We start from the raw sequence: 18,960 nt of genomic DNA, 5'->3' as shown, positions 1-18,960 counted from the left end.
ATGAGCGAGAAGAATTACCCCGCAATTCCCGACCCCGAGGGCGTGGAGCGGGTCTACGGTGAACTGCTGGCGCGAGCACCCGAAAACAAGATGGCGCCGCGCCTGGACGCCGTGGCGCGCGCCGTCGAAATCCTCGGCGACGTGCACCGCGCCGCACCGGTCATCCACATCACCGGCACGAACGGCAAGACCAGCACCGCCCGCATGATTGAGGCGCTGCTGCTCGGCCACGACCTGCGCGTGGGCCGCTTCACCAGCCCGCACCTCGAGAGCGTCACCGAACGTATCTGCATTAACGGTGCGCCCGTGCCGGACGCCACCTTCGTGCGCATCTGGGACGAAATCGCCCCCTACCTGCAGATCGTGGACGCCGAGATGACCTCCCGCGGCGAGCCCGCCCTGACCTTCTTCGAGTCCATTACCGTGATTGCCTTCGCGATTTTCGCGGATGAGCCGGTGGATGTGGTGGTGCTCGAGGTCGGCATCGGCGGAACCTGGGACTCCACGAACGTTGCCGACGGCGTGGTCTCCGTGGTTACCCCGATCGGTCTGGACCACACCGACATGCTCGGTGAAACCCTCGCCGAGATTGCAACCGAGAAGTCCGGCATCATCAAGCCCGGTGGCTTCCTCGTCTCGGCCGTCCAGGAGCCCGAGGCCGCCGACGTGCTGCTCGCCTCCGCCCGCGAGAAGGAGGCGTCCTTCGCCTTCGAGGGCGTGGAGTTCGGCGTGGTCTCCCGCGAGCTCGCGGTCGGCGGTCAGCTGCTGACCCTGCGCGGCCTGGCGGGGGAGTACCCGGATGTGCCGCTGTCGCTGCACGGCGCGCACCAGGCGCAGAACGCCGTGGTGGCTCTCGCCGCCGTGGAGGCGTTCTTCGGCGGCCAGCGTCAGCTGCCCGAGGACGTCGTGCGCGCTGCCTTCGAGTCGGTGCGCTCGCCGGGCCGTCTGGAGGTGGTGCGTACCGAGCCGCTGACCATCCTGGACGCTGGCCACAACCCGCACGGCGTGCGCGCCTCCGCGGCCGCGCTGACCGAGGCGTTTAAGCTTTCGCACCTGCACGCCGTGGTCGGCATTCTGGGGGAGAAAGACGCCCTGGGCATGTTCGAGACCATGCGCGAGGAGTACGTGGACGCCTCGGACGGCACGTTCCGCCTGTACCTGTCGGCCTCGGATTCGCCGCGCGCGATTGCCCCGGAGCGCCTGCACGAGCTCGCCCTGGACGCGGGTATTGACGAGGACTCGATCGAGGTGTTTGAGCACCTGGACGAGGCGATTGCCACCGCCATGGAGAACGCCCTCTTCGAGCAGGAGTCGGCGGGCGTGCTGATTACCGGCTCGATTACTGTGATCGGCGAGGCGCGCACCCTGCTGGCTAAGCATGCGGAGGCGAAGACCCCCGGTGCCGAGGCTGAGGAGCTGCCGGACGAGCTGCCCGCCGAGGCGGGCCTGTACGCCGGTTCTGCCGGTGCCGCCTCCGCGGCGACCCTGGCGGCTGCGGCTGCGGCGGCTTCTGAAGCCGAGCCGGACGAGCTGCTGAATGACATCATGGCCGAGCTGGGCGGCGAGCCCGGGCAGGGTTCTTCGCTTGAGGACTCGCTGGGCCTGCCGCTGGGCGATTCGTACACCGAGGATTTCTTTGGCGACGAGGAGTCTGAGGGCGACTCGGAGTAATACCTACTGAGGTTGTTGATAAGAGGCGGGGTGCCGCTCTCTGACTGGTTTTACTGGGCTAGTATTACCGGCTGGGGGAGCGGGGCCCCGCTTTTTCGTACCCAACCTTTTTGTGCCTCTGCTTTTTCGTACCTTCTCGCGTGCGGCCCCTTGGTTTCTCACTCGAACCCACGCTCCCTCACGTGTTCCCAGGGGCTCTCACACAATCCCAAGCGTCCGTGATTAGCCGACATCGCCTGCCATCACCCACCCAAAAAACGAAAAGAACGAAAATATGCGGGCGTCGGGGTGTAAAACCGGGCACGCCCCCGCGGCACGGTGCTATATTCACTGAGGCGCCGGCCCCAACGTTCGAGGCCGCACCAACACACCCGCACACATACGCATACCAGCGACGGTATGCCACATAGCGAAAGGCACTTATCATGCCCGCACCCTTCACCGATTTGATTGGCACCGATTCGTTCACGGAGACGCTGCGTCAGGAGAACCTTGACACATGGCTTTCTGCCACGAATCACCGCTTTGTTGCTGAGCTTTTTGACGGCTCGATTGCCCCGCAGGTTATGGCGGGCTACCTGGTGCAGGACTACCGCTTCCTGGACACGTTCCTCGCCCTGATTGGCGGCGCCATCACCAACGCTGACACTCTTGCGGGCCGCCTGCGTCTGGCACAGTTCGCCGGTGAAATTGCCGGTGATGAGAACACCTATTTCCTGCGCTGCTTTGAGACTCTGGGCGTGACCGAGCGTCAGCGTGAATCCATGCCCGATACGGAGGCGACCACCGGCTTCAAGCGCCTCTTCCTGGATGCGGCGGCAAGCGGCAGCTACGCGGCGATTCTGTCGGTGCTGGTGGTTTGCGAGGGCCTGTACCTGGATTGGGCGTCGAAGGCTCCGGCGAAGCGCCCGGATTCGTTTGTGCACAACGAGTGGATTAGCCTGCACGACTACCCGGAGTTCCGTGAGCTGGTTGATTTCCTGCGCCGCGAGCTGGACCGCGTGGGCCCGGCGGATGCGCAGGCCGCCCGAGAGTTCTTTAGCCGCGCGGTGAAGTTGGAGCAGCTATTCTTTGACGAGTCGTACCGTCACCCGCTGCCCTAAGTAATGCCCCGGATAAAGCCCTAGAAATGTCCCGTTGAGACCCCCGGAAGGTTCCGCCCATCGCTAAATTGCGGGCGCCTCCCGGGGGTTTTCGCGTGCTCAAGACGCCTGAAAATCATCCCGAACATGCTCTGAAAGCACTCCGAAAGCATCCCGAAGGCGCCCTGAAAACGCGTCTATCTGCATAAATAGCACATCATAAACGGAACATACAGGCTAATGGTATGCCATTTGGCAGTGTGAGAGGCTAGGATAAATGGGGTACCGCTTCCGGGGTGCTGGCTGTGCCGCGCCGGTATGTACCCGCTACTGCACGAGGTGAAACACACTATCTAAAGGAGTCGCATGAGTACCGCCGCATCGAGTACCACCGAACCGCCCCAGGCCGAGAACGAACACACCGGTCGGCTGGAGGGCGCGGAGGGAACGACGACCTCCATGGATCGCCGACTGGGGTGCTGGCTAATTTGTGCCGGCCTCATCGCCCTGATCTCCGCCGCAATCCTGGTGTACGAGCGCCTGCAGATTTACGTTGACGCCGGCCACACCACGGTCTGCGACATCAACGGCCTGCTGAGCTGCGGCACGGTCATGCGCACCCCGCAGGCCGAGGCCTTCGGCTTCCCGAACCCCTTTATCGGCTTGGTCGGCTTCTCCATCGTGGTGACGATTGGCGCGGCGATTCTGGCCGGGGCACAGTTCAAGCGGTGGTTCTGGATTTGCCTGAACATCGGCCTGGGTGCCGCGGCGGCCTTCATCATGTGGCTGTGGTTTGAGACGACCTTCCACATTAACGCTCTCTGCCTATTCTGCATGATCGTGTGGGTCATGACCATCACCCTCTTCGTGAAGACCACGGTGCGCAACATCTCGGCTGGCGTCATTCCCGCCTCGCCGTCGGTTCGCGAAAGCGCCCGCGCCTGGTCGTGGTTTGCGATCGGCCTGTGGCTGATTCTGATTTTTGGCATCATCGTGATTCGTTTCTTCGACGTCATCATGGGCATGATGCAGTAACCTTTCGGTTTCGGAACCGAAACGAACGCCCCGGTAGCCCGGCTGCCGGGGCTTTTCTGTACCTCGTTTCTGCATCCTGTTACCGCGCCCGCGGCACCGAATAGGGCGGAGCGGATGCGCGCCCGCCTCAGCCTCTGCGAGGGGAGGGGCCCCGCACGTGCGGTTCCTCGTGCGTATAATGGACGGGTACGTTCCTTTGCCCACTGAGGAGAACCGTGAAGACTGCCGGAATGGCCACGATGGGTGGCGCCGCCGTAATTTTCCTGATTGCCCTTCTGCTGCTGACCGCCGGTCACTTTTCGCTGCTGTGGGTTATCCTGCTGGTCCTCTCGCCCTTCGTCTTTATCCTGGGGGTTCCCTTTGCGACCGGTTCGGGCCCGGAGTATCTTCCGACCGACCCGAAGCTGGCGCAGCAGGCACGCGAGGCTCGCGACGCCGAGCTGGGCCTGGACTAGCCTCTCTCTTTGGTGATTCCCGCAGGGTTACCGGGGGAGTTCCGCCCTATGCGCACCCCGCTTCGCGCGGGTGTCTCCAAAATTTTTGAATGAAGCCGGATGGTGCACGCGCGCCGTCCGGCTTTCTTGCGTCTCGCCGGGTTTTCCGCCCGTCTCTTACGCCTGCATCCCGGGTAGCCTCGAGGGGGCCGCGTACGGGTATAATGAAAGGCGGTGTCTTGTGCGCCCCGCACGCGCAGAAGATCCCCACCACCGCATCGAGGGAGAGTACCCGTAAGCACCGGCCGTAAGCCGCGGAGCATGACTGTCGCACCGCGCGGACCGGACCGCATCGGCGAAGAATCCCGAAGACCGGCAGGACGCCCAGGGAGGGCGTGGCCGTGCTCGATTGCGGGGTGGCTGTGACCGTTGCGGTGCGCGTTGCGTTCCGCCCGCTCGCCCCCACGAATGACGGCGCTGAAAGAGATAGCGCCCGGGCCGCGCCCCACGTATGCGCGCTCGCAGGGAGAGGCTTGAGCCACGGTGACGGCAACTAGGCTTTGCGCTGTATGCGCGCTGTCAAAAATCCTCGCGATGCGGAGCGGGGTATGACGAAAGAAGATTAATGTCTGACGAGAAGAACGTCGAACTTGGGGTTTTTGAGGCGCTGAACGCCCTCGCGGAGGAGAAGAACGCCTCCGCAGAAACCCGCGAAACTCTGCGTAAGAATGTTCGCCAGAGCTCCGAATCTCAGGCCGCTCCCGCCGAGCGTCGCCGCCCGGGCCGTCCGAAGAAGGAGAAGGCTCCCGAGCTTCCCCTGGACGAAGCCATCGCCACGGGCCTGACCAATCTGCGTAACGCCAAGGCTAAGCACGCCCCCGCGCCGAAGGCCGCCGCTCCCGCGGTGTCCGAGGCCGAGGTTGCTTCGACCCTGAACAGCCTGTTCGCGGCAGCTGAAGAGCAGCCCGCCGAGGCTGAGGCGGCGGAGGCTCCCGCCGCCCAGGAGCGCGTGGCGAAGGTTGAAGAGGTCGCCAAGGTTGAGAAGGTGGCCAAGGTCGAGACCGTCGAGAAGACCGCCAAGGTCGAGAAGGTGACCACGGCGGAAAAGGCCGAAGAAGCTGCAGAAGAGACCGCCGAAGCCGAATTTGTTGAGGGCGAAGCCGCCGCGGAAGCCGAGGTTGAGGCCGAGGCAGAGGAGGCTGCCGAGAAGCAGGCTGAGAACGCCGAGGCCGGCTCCGCAGACGCGGAGCCCTCCGCAACCGATGGCGTGGCCGAGGTGCTCGAGGCCGAGGTTGCCGCCGTCGAAGAAGCCGCCGAGGAGAAGGCACCCGAGGAGCCCGCCGAACCCGTTAAGACCCTGAGCGACCTGCAGCGCGAAAAGCTGCAGGAGCTGCGCTCGCGCACCCCCATGGGCGCGATGCCGCTGTTCGTGGCCCCCGAGCCCGAGGAGCTGAGCGAGCTCGCCGTGGCCGCCAAGCTCGAGCGTGAGGCCCGCCGCGCCGCCGCCGAAGAGCAGAAGCGCAAGGACCGCATGGAGCGCCGCCGCGAGGAGGCCGCCGCGGAGGCAGAGGTCACCAGCCACCGTCGCCGTCGCCGCCGCCGCGGTACCGAGGACATCGAGATTGAGGGCGGTGCTGAGGATGACGTTGAGACCGTCACCAAGGTGCGTGCACCGCGCCTGGCCGATTCCCACGCATCCAACACCGTGACCGGTGTGCGCGGCTCCACCCGCCTGGAGGCCAAGCGCGTGCGTCGCCGCGAGTCCCGTTCCCTGGGCCGCCGCCGCCACATCGTGACCGAGGCCGAGTTCCTGGCTCGCCGCGAGTCCGTGGACCGTCAGATGCTGGTTCGCCAGAAGGATGGCCGCATCCAGATTGGCGTGCTCGAGGACGGCGTGCTGGCCGAGCACTTCGTGTCGAAGACCCAGCAGGACTCCCTGATTGGCAACGTGTACCTGGGCAAGGTGCAAAACGTACTGCCCTCCATGGAGGCCGCCTTCGTCGACATTGGACGAGGCCGTAACGCCGTGCTCTACGCGGGCGAGGTCAACTGGGACGTCACCGGCCTGGACGGCGTGCCCCGCAAGATTGAGAATGCCCTGAAGCCGGGCGATTCGGTGCTGGTGCAGGTCACCAAGGACCCGATTGGTCACAAGGGTGCCCGCCTGACCAGCCAGGTCTCCCTGCCGGGCCGCTTCCTGGTGTACGTGCCGGGCGGTTCCATGACCGGTATTTCCCGCAAGCTGCCCGACACCGAGCGTGCGCGCCTGAAGAAGATTCTGAAGGACAAGCTGCCCGAGGGTGCCGGCGTGATTGTGCGCACCGCGGCCGAGGGCGCCTCCGAAGAGGAGCTGACCCACGACATTAACCGCCTGCGCGCGCAGTGGGAAGAGATTCAGGAGAAGGCCAACTCCCGCAAGGTGCTGGCCCCCGAGATGCTCTACCAGGAGCCCGACCTGATGATTAAGACCGTGCGTGACGTCTTCAACGAGGACTTCACCGCGATGATTGTTCAGGGTCAGGACGCCTGGGACTCCATCGAAGCCTACGTGACCTACGTGGCACCCGACCTGATTTCGCGCCTGCAGAAGTGGGACGGTGAGGACGACCTCTTCGACCACTACCGCATCAACGAGCAGCTGGCTAAGGCGCTGGATCGCAAGGTCTACCTGCCCTCGGGCGGCTCGCTCGTGATTGACCGCACCGAGGCCATGACCGTGGTGGACGTGAACACCGGTAAGTTCACCGGTAGCGGCGGCAACCTCGAAGAGACCGTCACCAAGAACAACCTGGAGGCGGCCGAGGAGATCGTGCGTCAGCTGCGTCTGCGCGATATCGGCGGCATCATCGTGATTGACTTCATCGACATGGTGCTCGAGTCGAACCGCGACCTGGTGTTGCGTCGACTGATTGAGTGCCTGGGCCGTGACCGCACCAAGCACCAGGTGACCGAGGTGACCTCGCTGGGTCTGGTCCAGATGACCCGCAAGCGCCTGGGTACCGGCCTGCTCGAGGTCTTCTCGGAGCCCTGCGAGCACTGCGCCGGCCGCGGTCTGATCGTTCACGATCAGCCGCTGAGCGGCCGCAGCGGTGGCGCCTCCGACTTCATTCACCGCCACGACCGTAACGAGCGCAAGCGTGCCCGTTCGGCCTCCCGCGAGGATTCACGCGACCAGCAGAAGCAGGACGCCCTGGAGTCGAAGAAGGCCGAGCGCCGTAACGCGATGGCTGCCGTGGCCGCCGCTTCCGTCCAGAACGAGAGCGGTTCGGAGGAGACCACCTCGACCCGCAAGAAGCGTAAGCGCCGCAAGCGTTCGCGTCGCGCCGAGACCGCTGAGCTCTCGCTGGAGCAGGAGATTCAGGGTATCGCCGAGGCGAGCGAGCAGGCCCACGCCGAGGTCGCCGAACGCGAGCAGAAGGTCGCCGATGTGACCGACGGCCAGTGGGTTGGCGAGCAGGGCGGCTTCTCCCTGGAGCAGCTGGCCAGCGCCTTCGACCGCGTGGAAGAGGAAGCGGCCGCCAAGGAGAAGGACGAGGAACAACCTCAGCGCGAGGAGAAGAAGTCCCGCTCGGGCCGCTCCCGTAAGAACCGCTCCGAGAAGCGTCGTGAGCTGGACGATACCGCAATTGCAGCGGTGGAGGGTTCGGATGCCGGCGTGCTGGATCACCACGTTGATCCCGAGCTGGATCCGCGATTCAGCCGCTCCTCGGATCGTTTTGAGGCGATTCGCGCGGGTGAGGCGAAGGCCCGTGCCTCGCAGAAGGCCGGCCGCATCGCTCGCCCCGAGGGTGAATCTTCCCGCCCGGATCGCGAGGAGCGTTCCTCCAAGCGTCGTTCCGAGCGTGCGGAGCGCGCCGAGCGTTCCGAGTCGAAGAAGGCTGAGTCGAAGCGCGCTGAGCGTGAGGACCTGCGCATCGAGGACGTCCGCGAGACTCCCCGCGCATCGCGTCGCCGCGCACGCCGCGCCGCCGAGTCGGCCGAGCAGAACGGTCAGCGCGAGCAGGGCACCCGCCCGGTTGTGACCGGCGTGATTGGCGCCCCCTCGGCTGAGCCCGCCGCGCCGCAGCAGGAGAAGGCAGAGCAGAAGCCGGCCCAGCCCGCAACGGTTGTGTCGTCCGCTCCGGCCCCGCGCAAGCGCCGCACCCGCCGCGCTGCTTCGAGCGCCGGCGTGGGTTCGAAGGTCGTGACCGTCGATACCGCCGAGAGCGCTCACGGTTCCGTGGTGGCTTCCGCATCCGTGGCGGATGTGGCCCCGGCCATCGAGGAGGCTTCGGCTCCGACGATGCTCGGCATCGGTGTTGCCGCCGCCGACATTAAGCGCCTGGGCAAGGACGACTAGCCCCGCGGCTCACGCGTAGCCGCAGCTGACGAAGGCCCCGACGGGTGGAGAAATCCATGCCGCCGGGGCCTTCGTCGTTTCAGCTTTGTTATTTCGCGCCCGCCGTTCGCCCGCCGGGGAGCGCGTGAGGGGAGCCTACCGAGAACGTGCCGGGGGAGTGCGCCGGGAGGCGGGGTTGAGGAGCATCACGCCGCATCCGCACATTTCGGTGAGGTGACTCTATTGCGCGGCCCGTCCCTCATGCCGTATTCTTAAGGACTGGTGTTTATCTCAGTGAAGCCCTATCGACGCAGGGCCAGCGGGAGACACCGCTCCCACCCGCATCGTCTTCGGCTCGGTCGAGTACTCGGCCGAGGTTGGAACGTGCGGGAGAGAGACACCACCGGTGAGCCTCGCGTGTTGGCTCCGGCGGGCAATCCCGTCGGAACGCACGGGCCGTTCCTACTTCTCGCGGTTATTCGATCGGCGGGGGAGGGCGCACAGCAATGAAAGCGCAGGCTGCTCATTCGAGTGAGATTCAAGAAGCAAGTTGTCGAGAAAAGTGAGTCCCATAGTGGCATACGCGATTGTACGCGCTGGCGGCCGCCAGGAGAAGGTTTCCGTCGGCGACCTCGTTACCCTTGACCGTGTTGCAGGCGAGCCCGGCAGCACCATCGAGCTGCCCGTGCTGCTGCTCGTCGACGGTGACAAGGTCACCGCTGACGCAAAGTCCCTGGCTTCCGCCAAGGTTGTTGCTGAGAAGGTCGAGGACCTGCGCGGTCCGAAGATCGTTATTCAGAAGTACAAGAACAAGACCGGTTACAAGAAGCGTCAGGGCTTCCGCGCTGAGCTGACCACCGTCAAGATTACCGCTATCAACGCGTAATCGAAGCGAACCGGAATTCAACCCTAAGGTAGGAATACAGAATGGCACACAAGAAGGGCGCAAGCTCCACCCGTAACGGTCGTGACTCGAACCCCCAGTACCTCGGTGTTAAGCGCTACGGCGGCCAGTCCGTCAACGCAGGCGAGATCATCGTTCGTCAGCGCGGCACCCACTTCCACCCCGGCCTGAACGTAGGCCGCGGTGGCGACGACACCCTGTTCGCTCTGGCAGCAGGCACCGTCGAGTTCGGTACCCGCAAGGGCCGCAAGGTCGTTAACATCCTGGCTGCAGCTGAGTAATACTCACCGCTAGGGCAGAGGGGGTAGGCGCGAGTCTACCCCCTCTCGCTATAACTCCCATTCCGCGAGCAGCCCGCACGCTGTGCGGTCCTCGCGAGGAGGCGCGCCCCAACCCGGCTGCGCCTGCCGATGCATCCGCCCACCGGGCGTTGAGGCGTCGGCGAAGAGAAGACTTTCCAAGATAGGAGAACCCGTGGCGGAATTCGTGGACCGCGTGGTCTTGCATGTTTCCGGCGGTCGCGGAGGCAACGGCTGCGTCTCCGTGCGACGCGAAAAGTTTAAGCCGCTGGGCGGCCCGAACGGTGGTAACGGTGGTAATGGTGGCGCGGTGATTCTGCGCGTCGACAACCAGACCACGACCCTGCTGGAGTACCACCACAGCCCGCACCAGCACGCCCCGAACGGTGATATCGGCCGCGGCGATATGCACCACGGCTTTAATGGCGAGGACCTGATTCTGACCGTGCCGCAGGGCACCGTGGTGAAGGACCGCGAGGGCAATGTCCTGGCTGACCTGTTGCACGTTGGCGACGAGTACATCGCCGCGCGCGGCGGTATGGGCGGCCTGGGTAACGCCGCGTTGGCCTCGACGAAGCGTAAGGCCCCCGGTTTTGCTCTGCTGGGCACTCCCGGTGAAGAGGCCGACATTGTTCTGGAGCTCAAGTCCATTGCGGATGTGGCCCTGGTGGGTTACCCCTCGGCGGGTAAGTCCTCGCTGATTGCCGCTATCTCCGCGGCACGCCCGAAGATTGCGGATTACCCGTTCACGACCCTGATTCCGAACCTGGGCGTGGTGCAGGCCGGCGATGTGCGCTACACCGTGGCCGACGTGCCGGGCCTGATTGAGGGTGCCTCGGAGGGCCGTGGCCTGGGCCACCGCTTCCTGCGTCACGTGGAGCGCTCCTCGGCGCTCGTGCACGTGATTGACTGCGCGACCCTGGAACCCGGCCGCGACCCGATCAGCGACTTCGAGGTGATTCGCGGCGAGCTGCAGAACTACGAGGTCGATCCGACCGCGGGCGTGACCGTGCCGCTGCACGAGCGTCCGCAGATTGTGGTGCTGAACAAGATTGACGTGCCCGAGGCCCGCGAGCTGGCCGAGTTCGTGCGCCCCGAGTTCGAGGAGATGGGCTTCAAGGTCTTCGAGATTTCGACCGCCTCGCACGAGGGTCTGAAGCCCCTCATCTTCGCGATGGCGAAGCTCGTTGAGGAGGACCGCGCCGCCCGTGCCGCCGCCGAGAAGGAGGCCGAGCGCGTCACCGTCGAAACCCCCGTGATTCGTCCGAAGGGCTTCCGCAACAAGAAGAAGCAAGAGTTCACTATTCGTCGCGAGGAACGCAACCTGGAGCCGCTGTTCCGCGTGATTGGCGAGAAACCCGAGCGCTGGATTCAGCAGACCGACTTCAACAACGATGAAGCGGTCGGCTACCTGGCGGACCGCCTGGCCCGCCTGGGCGTTGAGGACGAGCTGTTCAAGGCTGGCGCCCGTGCCGGCGACGCCGTGGTGATTGGTGAGAGCGACAACTCGGTGATTTTCGACTGGGAGCCGACCATGATCGGTGGCGCCGAGCTACTCTCCTCCCCGCGCGGTACCGACGCCCGCCTGGAGGAGATTATCCGCCCGACCCGCGCCCAGAAGCGCGTGGAGTACAAGGAGCGCATGGATGCGAAGGCTGCGGCTCGTGCCGAGCTGGAATCCGAGCGCGTGGCCGGTGTCTGGACCGAGTCCGTGGAGTACCGCAAGAAGCTCAAGGAGGGCAAGGTCGACGAGAATATCGACATGCCCGGCACCGAGGACTAGGTAGAGTCCACATCGTGGCGACGGGGGCGAGCCGGGTCGCGGGTATTCCACCCGCGGCTTAGCTCACCCCCGTCATTTCGTTGTTTTTAGCGCCGAGACGGTAGCATAGATGGGTGTACGCACGTGCATCCGGCGTCCCGCGTGGGCCCGCCGAGTGGCGCGCGTGCATCCGTGTATTTGCCCGTATCCTCACCGGTGGGCGCGTTGTTTTCCGGTGCGGTCTCGGTCCCCAGCAAGGACGGCTTCTGTGAGTGATCAGCCTATTCAGCTTGATTTCGGTGCCCCGAGCTCCGAGTCGATTCCCCCTCGTATCCCTGGACGGGTGCGTTTGGGCGTGATGGGTGGAACGTTTGACCCGATTCATCACGGGCACCTGGTGGCGGCCAGCGAGGTCGCCGCGGTGTTCGACCTGGACGAGGTCGTGTTCGTTCCGACCGGTCAGCCCTGGCAGAAGGTGGGGGAGCGGCACGTGAGCGATGCCGAGCACCGCTACCTGATGACGGTGATCGCGACCGCGTCGAACCCGCGTTTTACGGTGAGCCGTATTGATATTGACCGTGGCGGCGCCACGTACACCTTTGATACGCTTAACGAGCTGCGCAGCCTGCGCCCCGATGCTGACCTGTTCTTCATTACCGGGGCAGACGCGATCAGCCAGATTATGACCTGGCGCAATGCCCATAAGCTGTGGGACCTCGCGACGTTCGTGGGCGTGACCCGCCCCGATCACACGCTGGATCCTCCCCTTGCGGAGGGGCGTCATATTACGACGCTGAAGATCCCCGCGATGGCGATTTCTTCGACCGATATTCGCCGCCGCGCGGCTGAGGGTGCCCCCATCTGGTACCTGGTACCCGATGGCGTGGTGCAGTACATTGCGAAGTACGGGCTGTATAAGAAGGACGCTTTGACGGCCTACCGTGACGGCCTGCCTCGAGTTAAGGATGAGGCGGAGCAGTCACCCGAATCGACGAATAATGAGGGAACACATGAGTGAAGCTGCGGGTTCGAAGCCCTATAGCGAGGACGAAGCGTACCTCTACGAGACGTACGTGACCGAAGACGGCATTGAGGTGCCGCCGCCGACTAAGGTGATGGGTCCGCGCCGTCTCGCCCGCTACCGTGAGGAAGTCGCCGAGTACCTGCGCGCACACCGCCGCGGGGAGAACCCGAAGCCCGTTGAGAATATGGGTTCCGTGGTGAACACCGGCGCGATTGATCCGCAGGTTCTGGCGGTTCAGCGTCGTTTCGCGGCGCTGGCGGCCCAGGGCAAGATTGAGACCGAGGCGAACGACGAGGAGAAGCTGCACGAGCCGGCCCCTCTGACCAGTAGCCTGCGCGTTCTGCGTCCCGACGAGATCGCGAAGAACCGTGTGGATGCCACCAGCCCCTCGGCGGTGGATAGCCCGCTGACCTCTTCCATTCCGGTGATTACCGTGGTCAAGGAGGAGGAGCCCGAGCCGAAGATGCACGAGTACCTCGTGCGCGATGAGCCGAAGGTTGACGAGAGCGTCGTCGGCTACGCCTCCGCGCCGGCTGAGGACGAGGAATCCCCCGAGCCCAAGGACGCCCAGAAGCCCGAAGCTCCCGAAGCTCCCGAGGCGCAGAAGGAGGACGCATCCTCCAACCTGCCCACCCGCGTGAGCGCCGTGAACGCTCAGGGCCTGGACCTGAGCGTTCTGGACGGCTCGGTTTCTGGCGACACCGTGGATTCGGTGGACGGCGACCCGACCGTGGCCCTGAGCCCGGACGAGGTGGAGGAACTGCTGCAGCGCATGGTGGACCGCCAGGATCCCGAGGATTCCGTGGCGATGGCCGAGCTCGCCGCAGAGGAGTCTGCCGAGTCGAAGAGCGCACCGGTGGCATCGGTGGAGCGCGTGGACAGTGGATCTCAGAACAGCGGCGCTCAGAAGAAGGACTCCGATAAGTCCTTCGCCGAGAAGGTTACCGAGAACCAGTCGGAGCACGAGGTGCTGAAGCCGGCCCAGAAGACCTCCCTGGCCTGGCTGTGGATGGTTCTGTTGCTGGCCCTGGTTGTTGTCGGCTTGATTATGATTTTTGGCCCGAAGTAGGCCGTGAGAACGCACCCCGCGGGGTGCTGCCGGTGGGAATGACCGGCAAGAAAGGAAGATATGACTGCTGCACAGTCCTCGGTTGAGGCTCTGCGCATTGCCGCCCGCGCGGCGGAGGAAAAGCAGGGAACGAGCCTGTTCGCTGTGGATGCCTCCGACGCCATGGGCCTGATTGACGGTTTCCTGGTGGTTTCCGCTCACAACGAGCGCCTGGTGAACGCCGTGGCTGACGAGGTGGAGGATGCCCTGCGCGAGCAGGCCGGCCTGAAGCCGGTGCGCCGCGAGGGTCGCTCCTCGGGTCGTTGGATTCTGCTAGACTTCGGCGATATCGTGGTTCACGTTCAGCACGAGGAGGACCGCGAGTTCTACGCCCTGGATCGCCTGTGGGCTCAGGCCCCGCGCATCGAGCTGGGTGTTGAGAACGAGGCTCCCTTCGATATCGAGGCTGAGTCCGAGGAAGAGGCCACGCGCATCATCCCGGCGCAGGACGAGGCTTAGGCCTTCGGGCTGTCGCTCGGCGCGCAACGTTTTCGCGGTGCGCGTTCTGTAGCGTTTGCGTGAGGGGCGGGTTCGGCGCCCTGCATGTGATGCACATGCGGGACGCGCGTGCCCGCCTCTTCGCCGTATTCGCGGTGCTTTGCGGGCCTCGGGCGGGGTAGCTTGGAGCCCCTAAAGTTTTTGGAAAATTTTTTGAATTTGAGCCGTCCTCGATTTGCGTAGCCCTCTGAGGTGTGTGTAATATATTCATGTTGCCTCGTTGAGGAACGTAACAGAATATGGGGATATGGCGCAGCTGGTAGCGCACCTGCATGGCATGCAGGGGGTCAGGGGTTCGAGTCCCCTTATCTCCACGGAAACCTCGTTTGAGGTGCTAATCGTCCGGTTCGTAAGAGTCGGGCGATTTTGCTATCTCTAGACTCTGTATCGCGGTTTCACCCTGGAGTCGACGAACCCTCACTCGGTTGCGTCGCCCGCCGGCCCGTGCCGGTCTTCTCGCCCCGGCGATTCTGCGTCGGCCACAACCCCCAAGGAGAAGGTTAATGGGAGAGCACGCACACTCTCACCACGGCGGTCACCACGACCACTCTCATATGCACAGCCCGGAGGAGGCCGCCTCGATGCGTCCGCGCCTGCTGGTGGCTTTTACCCTGGCGCTCGTCATCGTGCTGGCGCAGGCGGTTGGCTCTCTGGTCACCGGGAGTCTCGCCCTGCTGACCGATACGGCGCACGCTATTACGGATGCCTCCGGCCTGCTGGTGGCGCTCACCGCGGCTTCGCTCATGACGCGTCCGGCAACCTCGCGCCACACGTGGGGTTTCCGACGCATTGAGGTACTGGCGGCCCTGGGCCAGTCGGTGCTGCTACTGGCCGTGGGTATCTACGCGGCGGTGGAGGGCGTGCATCGCCTGTTTGCCCCGCCGGAGGTGCCCGGCGCCGAGCTGCTGGTCTTCGGCGTGGTCGGCCTGGTGGCGAACGTTATCGGCATTGCGGTGCTGGCCTCTGGCCGAAACGCGAACTTCAATATGCGTGCCGCGTTCCTGGAGGTGCTCAACGACGCCCTGGGTTCGCTGGGCGTGATCGTGGCGGCGGTGGTGATTTGGCTGACCGGCTTCTACCGGGCGGATGCCCTTGCGGGTCTGTTCATTGCGGCACTGATTGTGCCGCGCGCGGTGCGCCTGATGAGGCAGACCACGGCGGTGCTCATGGAGTTCACCCCGGACGGCCTGGACCTGGATGCGATGCGTGAGCATATCTTGAGTGTTGATGGTGTGGTGGAGGTGCACGATGTGCACGCCTCGATGGTGGCGACGGGCCTGCCGGTCGTGACCGCGCACGTGGTGGTTGCGGATTCTTGCTTCCGCGACGGGTCTGCGGTGGCGATTCTGGACCGTATCCGTTCGTGCGTGGCGAGCCATTTTGAGGTGTCGGTGGAGCACTCGACCTTCCAGCTGGAGACCGCCGAGCTGGGTGGCCAGGAGCCGCAGTCGGTCCGCCACCCCTAGCCGGCTTTACGTCCCCGGCACCCAGAACCCGGTCGTGCGCGCGGGCGCCGCGCGTTAGCCCACGCTGTCCACTCCGTCGTCATTCTCGGCAGTAGTTGGTAGCTTTTGGCGGCAAAAGATACACTCGTAGATGGGGTATGCTCGGGTTCTCCGGCGCATCCGGGAACGTACCCCGAACACCGAATCAGCATCACGGAGGAGACCATGCATTCACCCATCGCCACGTACCTCACTGAGTCCCTGACGACGGTCGTCTCCGATACCTCCGGGGAGCTGGCGAACTACATTCCCGAGCTGGCCGCCGTGGACCCGGATAAGTTGGCCGCGTCCATCGTGATGGTTGATGGTGAGCAGTACGCCGCCGGTGACTCCGATGTGGAGTTCACGATTCAGTCGATTTCTAAGCCGTTCGTGTACGCCCTCGCGCTCGCGGACCGCGGCTATGATGATGTGCTCGCGAAGGTGGGAGTGGAGCCTTCCGGTGAGCCTTTCAACGAGATGTCCCTGGAGGACGGTTCCGGTAAGCCGCTGAACCCGATGATTAACGCCGGCGCGATTACCACCCATTCGCTGGTGGGCCCTCCCGGTGCGACTCAGGGCGAGCGCATGGAACGCGTCATTTCTGGTCTGTCTGCGTTTGCGGGCCGCCGCCTGTCGGTGAATGAGCGCGTGTACGAGTCGGAGCTGGAGCACGCGCACCGCAACTACGCGATTGCGCACATGCTGCGCGGCCACGGCATCCTGACGGGCGACCCGGAGGTGTCGGTGCAGGGGTACACGCGCCAGTGCTCGCTCATGGTCACTGTCAAAGACCTGGCGCTGATGGCCGCGACCCTCGCGAACTATGGTGTGCATCCGGTGACGGGGGAGCAGGTTGTGCCGAAGGGCGTGGTGCGTCAGGTGCTGAGCGTCATGTTTACGTGCGGTATGTATAACGCGGCGGGCGACTGGGCGACCCAGGTGGGTGTTCCGGCGAAGAGCGGCGTGGGCGGCGGCATCATCGGTGCGGTTCCGGGTCAGCTGGGTGTGGCGACGTTCTCTCCGCGCCTGGATAAGCACGGCAATAGCGTGCGCGGCGTGGAGCTCTTCGAGAAGTTCTCCGAAGACATGGGCATGCATGTGATGAACGTGCCGACGGTGGCGCGCTCGGCCTTGCGCGCGGACTACCAGATTGGTTCCGGACCCGAGGCCATGCGCCTGATTCAGCTGCAGGGCCGTATTCGCTTCGCGGGTGTGGAGCGCGTGATCCGCGAGATTGTGGATGCCCCGATGGAGGGTTCGAAGGTCGCCCTGGACGTGACGCGCGTGTACGCGGTGGATGAGGTGGCGCAGAATATGCTCCTGGAGCTGATGCGTCGCCTGACCGCAGACGGCTACCGGGTGTACCTGATTGATAACGATGACACGATTACCGATACGGATGCGCTGCGCCGCATGAACGTGACGATCCTGTCGGGCCCCGAGGGTTCCTCTCCCTCGCAGCTGGTGGGGGAGGACTCCGTGGTTGAGCTGTCGGGTAGCGCCGCGGCTTCTGCGCCCGTGGAGGGTGCGTCGGTTAAGCCTTCGGGTGAGCTGGAGGGCGAGTCCGGGGCCTAGTCGGTGCTTCGGCGTGGCCGTGCCGTGCGGCTGGATATACTGGTGGTATGAAGAAGCTTTCTCAGAATCCCGTTGTTCGGCAGGCTCACCGTTTTCGCGAGGCTCTCCTGTACCCGGCGTATTTCGTGTTTTCGCTGCTGTCGCTGAGGTGGGTGCGTCGCCGTCACCCGCGCGCGGCGGGTGTGCTGTCTGCGGCGCTGTGGATTGAGCTGGTGATGCGTGGGATTAAGCAGCTGGTGCGTCTTATGGTGCCGGTTCTTCGGGATGCCGAGGCGCGCCGCGCGCGTGCGGAGCGCGGCCGCACCTACCAGCCCCGCTAGCTGTCGCATGGCCTGTGTGCTGTGCCGCGGTCACCTGAGTTGTGTTGTGAAGCCCCCTTGCGCTGAGGCGTATAGGGGGCTTTGTGGTGGAGTGGGGGCTTCAGGAAAAAGTTGATGTATGAGATATGGGTGGTTTCTTCACTGAAGTGTTTTGACGTAATCTTTTGACTTGTTAGATGCTCGGAAGGGTTGCTATTTTACACTGAGAGTATGAACACCGCTCAAAACCTGATGTCGTTCGAGGCGCATCGGGATCATAGAAACACCATGATTTATCATTCCGTGGCCTCCCGCCGCGGCGTACTCCTCAGCTTGGGCGCTCTGGGCTTGGGCTCTCTGGGTCTTGCTCTCACCTCCTGCTCTTCGACGACCGGCATCAACGCAGGCGCGACGGATAGCCCTACCGCTTCCGGTAGCCCCAATGCTTCTGCTTCTGTCGCGCCGAGTGGTTCCGCGAGCGCTACTCCTTCCGCCGCGCCGAGTTCTGGTAGCACGCAGGCTCCCGGTAACCCTGTGCCGACGCCTCGCCCCTGGGATGGGCCGCAGACGGGACTTGTTGGTGAGAGCAAGTACGTCGCCTGGACGGTTGATGACGGCGCCAACCCTGATGTGGTGCGCGCGTACGCCGAGTTTGCTCGCCGCACCGGCACGCGCCTCACCTTCTTTATCAACGGTCAGTACCCCTCTTTTGAGCAGCATCGTGACCTGTTGCTTCCGCTAGTGAAGAGCGGTCAGCTGCAGATTGCGAACCACACGTATAGTCACGCCGCGCTGACCAAACTCAGCGATGAGCAGATCGTTCGGGAGCTGACGCGCAATGATGAGGAGATTCAGCGGCTTTTTGGGGTGTCGTCGAAGCCGTATTTCCGCCCCCCGTACGGGTATTATGATGCGCGCGTGCTGGCGGCTGCAGCCTCGTGCGGTTTCACGCGCCCGGTGCTGTGGTATGGCTCCTTGGCTGATTCTTCGAATATTCCCTCGCAGGAGGTGCTTCGTTTTGCGAAGGAGTACGTGGATGCGCAGCGCATCATTATTGGTCACCTGAATTACCCCGGGGTGATTTCGGTGATGGATGAGATTAGGGGCCTGATGGACCGTATGGGGCTCACGACTGTTACGATTCGCGACTACTACGGTTAGGTTGCCGTAGCGCCGACCGGCTAAGCTTACTTGCCCCAGTCCCGGTTGAGTTCACGCCAACTGACGTGGGCCTTCCGGGCACGGCGAAGCCCCCTCGTACTAGAAATGAACTGCCTCCCGTTTCTTGGACATCGAAAATGAAGTCCAGGAAACGGGAGGCTTTTCATGTCCGAGCATCTGGGATTGAGACATGATCGTTTGCTTCGGAAACAGGCAGCACAGATGTTTGAGAAGGGACGTGGCTATCGTGTAACCGCCAAAAGGCTTGGTATATCTGCCGCGACTGTGAGAGAGTGGCAGAAA

At 64.1% G+C, this 18,960-nt stretch carries 16 protein-coding genes and 1 tRNA gene; all 17 read left to right on the top strand.

Annotated features, from left to right (window positions below; all coding sequences use genetic code 11):
- A complete protein-coding gene (locus HMPREF2674_RS06655; RefSeq protein WP_070825206.1) occupies positions 1–1,671 on the top strand; it encodes a bifunctional folylpolyglutamate synthase/dihydrofolate synthase in 1,671 nt (556 codons plus the stop codon).
- A gap of 425 nt (positions 1,672–2,096) precedes the next feature.
- The gene (locus HMPREF2674_RS06650) at positions 2,097–2,774 is read left to right on the top strand and encodes a TenA family protein (RefSeq protein ID WP_070825204.1); all 678 of its coding nucleotides are present in this window, start codon (positions 2,097–2,099) and stop codon (positions 2,772–2,774) included.
- A 345-nt stretch (positions 2,775–3,119) separates the two neighbouring features.
- Positions 3,120–3,788: a vitamin K epoxide reductase family protein gene (locus tag HMPREF2674_RS06645; RefSeq protein ID WP_070825202.1), complete on the top strand. Its 669-nt coding sequence runs from the start codon at positions 3,120–3,122 to the stop codon at positions 3,786–3,788.
- Positions 3,789–4,003: 215 nt separating this feature from the next.
- On the top strand, positions 4,004–4,243 hold the full coding sequence (locus HMPREF2674_RS06640) for a hypothetical protein (protein WP_049332532.1): 240 nt from the start codon (positions 4,004–4,006) through the stop codon (positions 4,241–4,243).
- A gap of 604 nt (positions 4,244–4,847) precedes the next feature.
- The gene (locus HMPREF2674_RS06635; RefSeq protein ID WP_070825200.1) at positions 4,848–8,561 is read left to right on the top strand and encodes an Rne/Rng family ribonuclease; all 3,714 of its coding nucleotides are present in this window, start codon (positions 4,848–4,850) and stop codon (positions 8,559–8,561) included.
- A 553-nt stretch (positions 8,562–9,114) separates the two neighbouring features.
- On the top strand, positions 9,115–9,426 hold the full coding sequence (gene rplU / locus HMPREF2674_RS06630) for a 50S ribosomal protein L21 (RefSeq protein WP_005505764.1): 312 nt from the start codon (positions 9,115–9,117) through the stop codon (positions 9,424–9,426).
- Positions 9,427–9,467: 41 nt separating this feature from the next.
- Positions 9,468–9,725, top strand: a complete 258-nt coding sequence (gene rpmA, locus HMPREF2674_RS06625) for a 50S ribosomal protein L27 (RefSeq protein ID WP_049332527.1) — start codon at positions 9,468–9,470, stop codon at positions 9,723–9,725.
- A gap of 193 nt (positions 9,726–9,918) precedes the next feature.
- The gene (gene obgE / locus HMPREF2674_RS06620; protein WP_049347433.1) at positions 9,919–11,526 is read left to right on the top strand and encodes a GTPase ObgE; all 1,608 of its coding nucleotides are present in this window, start codon (positions 9,919–9,921) and stop codon (positions 11,524–11,526) included.
- Positions 11,527–11,773: 247 nt separating this feature from the next.
- Positions 11,774–12,523, top strand: coding sequence for a nicotinate-nucleotide adenylyltransferase (nadD, locus tag HMPREF2674_RS06615; protein ID WP_049347435.1), 750 nt, complete (start codon positions 11,774–11,776; stop codon positions 12,521–12,523).
- Complete coding sequence (locus HMPREF2674_RS06610) at positions 12,516–13,598, top strand: sulfite reductase subunit alpha (protein WP_070825199.1); 1,083 nt, start codon at positions 12,516–12,518, stop codon at positions 13,596–13,598. Before nadD ends, HMPREF2674_RS06610 begins: the two co-directional genes overlap by 8 nt.
- Positions 13,599–13,658: 60 nt before the next feature.
- Positions 13,659–14,096 carry a ribosome silencing factor gene (gene rsfS, locus HMPREF2674_RS06605; protein ID WP_070825197.1) on the top strand — a complete coding sequence of 146 codons (438 nt, stop codon included), beginning with the start codon at positions 13,659–13,661 and terminating at the stop codon, positions 14,094–14,096.
- A 280-nt stretch (positions 14,097–14,376) separates the two neighbouring features.
- Positions 14,377–14,449 (top strand) — tRNA-Ala (locus HMPREF2674_RS06600).
- Between the two features lie 189 nt (positions 14,450–14,638).
- Positions 14,639–15,601 carry a cation diffusion facilitator family transporter gene (locus tag HMPREF2674_RS06595; protein ID WP_084824444.1) on the top strand — a complete coding sequence of 321 codons (963 nt, stop codon included), beginning with the start codon at positions 14,639–14,641 and terminating at the stop codon, positions 15,599–15,601.
- A 204-nt stretch (positions 15,602–15,805) separates the two neighbouring features.
- Positions 15,806–17,197 carry a glutaminase gene (locus HMPREF2674_RS06590; protein ID WP_246826191.1) on the top strand — a complete coding sequence of 464 codons (1,392 nt, stop codon included), beginning with the start codon at positions 15,806–15,808 and terminating at the stop codon, positions 17,195–17,197.
- A 47-nt stretch (positions 17,198–17,244) separates the two neighbouring features.
- Entirely contained in the window at positions 17,245–17,517 is a 273-nt protein-coding gene (locus tag HMPREF2674_RS06585; RefSeq protein ID WP_049347438.1) for a hypothetical protein, read from the top strand.
- A gap of 267 nt (positions 17,518–17,784) precedes the next feature.
- Complete coding sequence (locus HMPREF2674_RS06580) at positions 17,785–18,657, top strand: polysaccharide deacetylase family protein (RefSeq protein WP_070825195.1); 873 nt, start codon at positions 17,785–17,787, stop codon at positions 18,655–18,657.
- A 165-nt stretch (positions 18,658–18,822) separates the two neighbouring features.
- Positions 18,823–18,960, top strand: a 138-nt coding sequence (locus HMPREF2674_RS09605) for a helix-turn-helix domain-containing protein (protein WP_210400129.1), incomplete at its 3' end; no start/stop codon positions are given.

Source organism: Rothia sp. HMSC062F03, assembly GCF_001836905.1.
GTDB lineage: Bacteria > Actinomycetota > Actinomycetes > Actinomycetales > Micrococcaceae > Rothia > Rothia mucilaginosa_A.
The sequence above is the reverse complement of the archived record's forward strand: the minus strand, read 5'-3'. Positions and strand labels throughout refer to the sequence as shown.

Bases quoted from the DNA above. Each gene is read 5' to 3' on its own strand.
- HMPREF2674_RS06655 (WP_070825206.1), top strand. From the start codon at position 1: ATGAGCGAGAAGAATTACCCCGCAATTCCCGACCCCGAGGGCGTGGAG.
- HMPREF2674_RS06650 (WP_070825204.1), top strand. From the start codon at position 2,097: ATGCCCGCACCCTTCACCGATTTGATTGGCACCGATTCGTTCACGGAG.
- HMPREF2674_RS06645 (WP_070825202.1), top strand. From the start codon at position 3,120: ATGAGTACCGCCGCATCGAGTACCACCGAACCGCCCCAGGCCGAGAAC.
- HMPREF2674_RS06635 (WP_070825200.1), top strand. From the start codon at position 4,848: ATGTCTGACGAGAAGAACGTCGAACTTGGGGTTTTTGAGGCGCTGAAC.
- rpmA (WP_049332527.1), top strand. From the start codon at position 9,468: ATGGCACACAAGAAGGGCGCAAGCTCCACCCGTAACGGTCGTGACTCG.
- HMPREF2674_RS06610 (WP_070825199.1), top strand. From the start codon at position 12,516: ATGAGTGAAGCTGCGGGTTCGAAGCCCTATAGCGAGGACGAAGCGTAC.
- rsfS (WP_070825197.1), top strand. From the start codon at position 13,659: ATGACTGCTGCACAGTCCTCGGTTGAGGCTCTGCGCATTGCCGCCCGC.
- HMPREF2674_RS06595 (WP_084824444.1), top strand. From the start codon at position 14,639: ATGGGAGAGCACGCACACTCTCACCACGGCGGTCACCACGACCACTCT.
- HMPREF2674_RS06590 (WP_246826191.1), top strand. From the start codon at position 15,806: ATGCATTCACCCATCGCCACGTACCTCACTGAGTCCCTGACGACGGTC.
- HMPREF2674_RS06585 (WP_049347438.1), top strand. From the start codon at position 17,245: ATGAAGAAGCTTTCTCAGAATCCCGTTGTTCGGCAGGCTCACCGTTTT.
- HMPREF2674_RS06580 (WP_070825195.1), top strand. From the start codon at position 17,785: ATGATTTATCATTCCGTGGCCTCCCGCCGCGGCGTACTCCTCAGCTTG.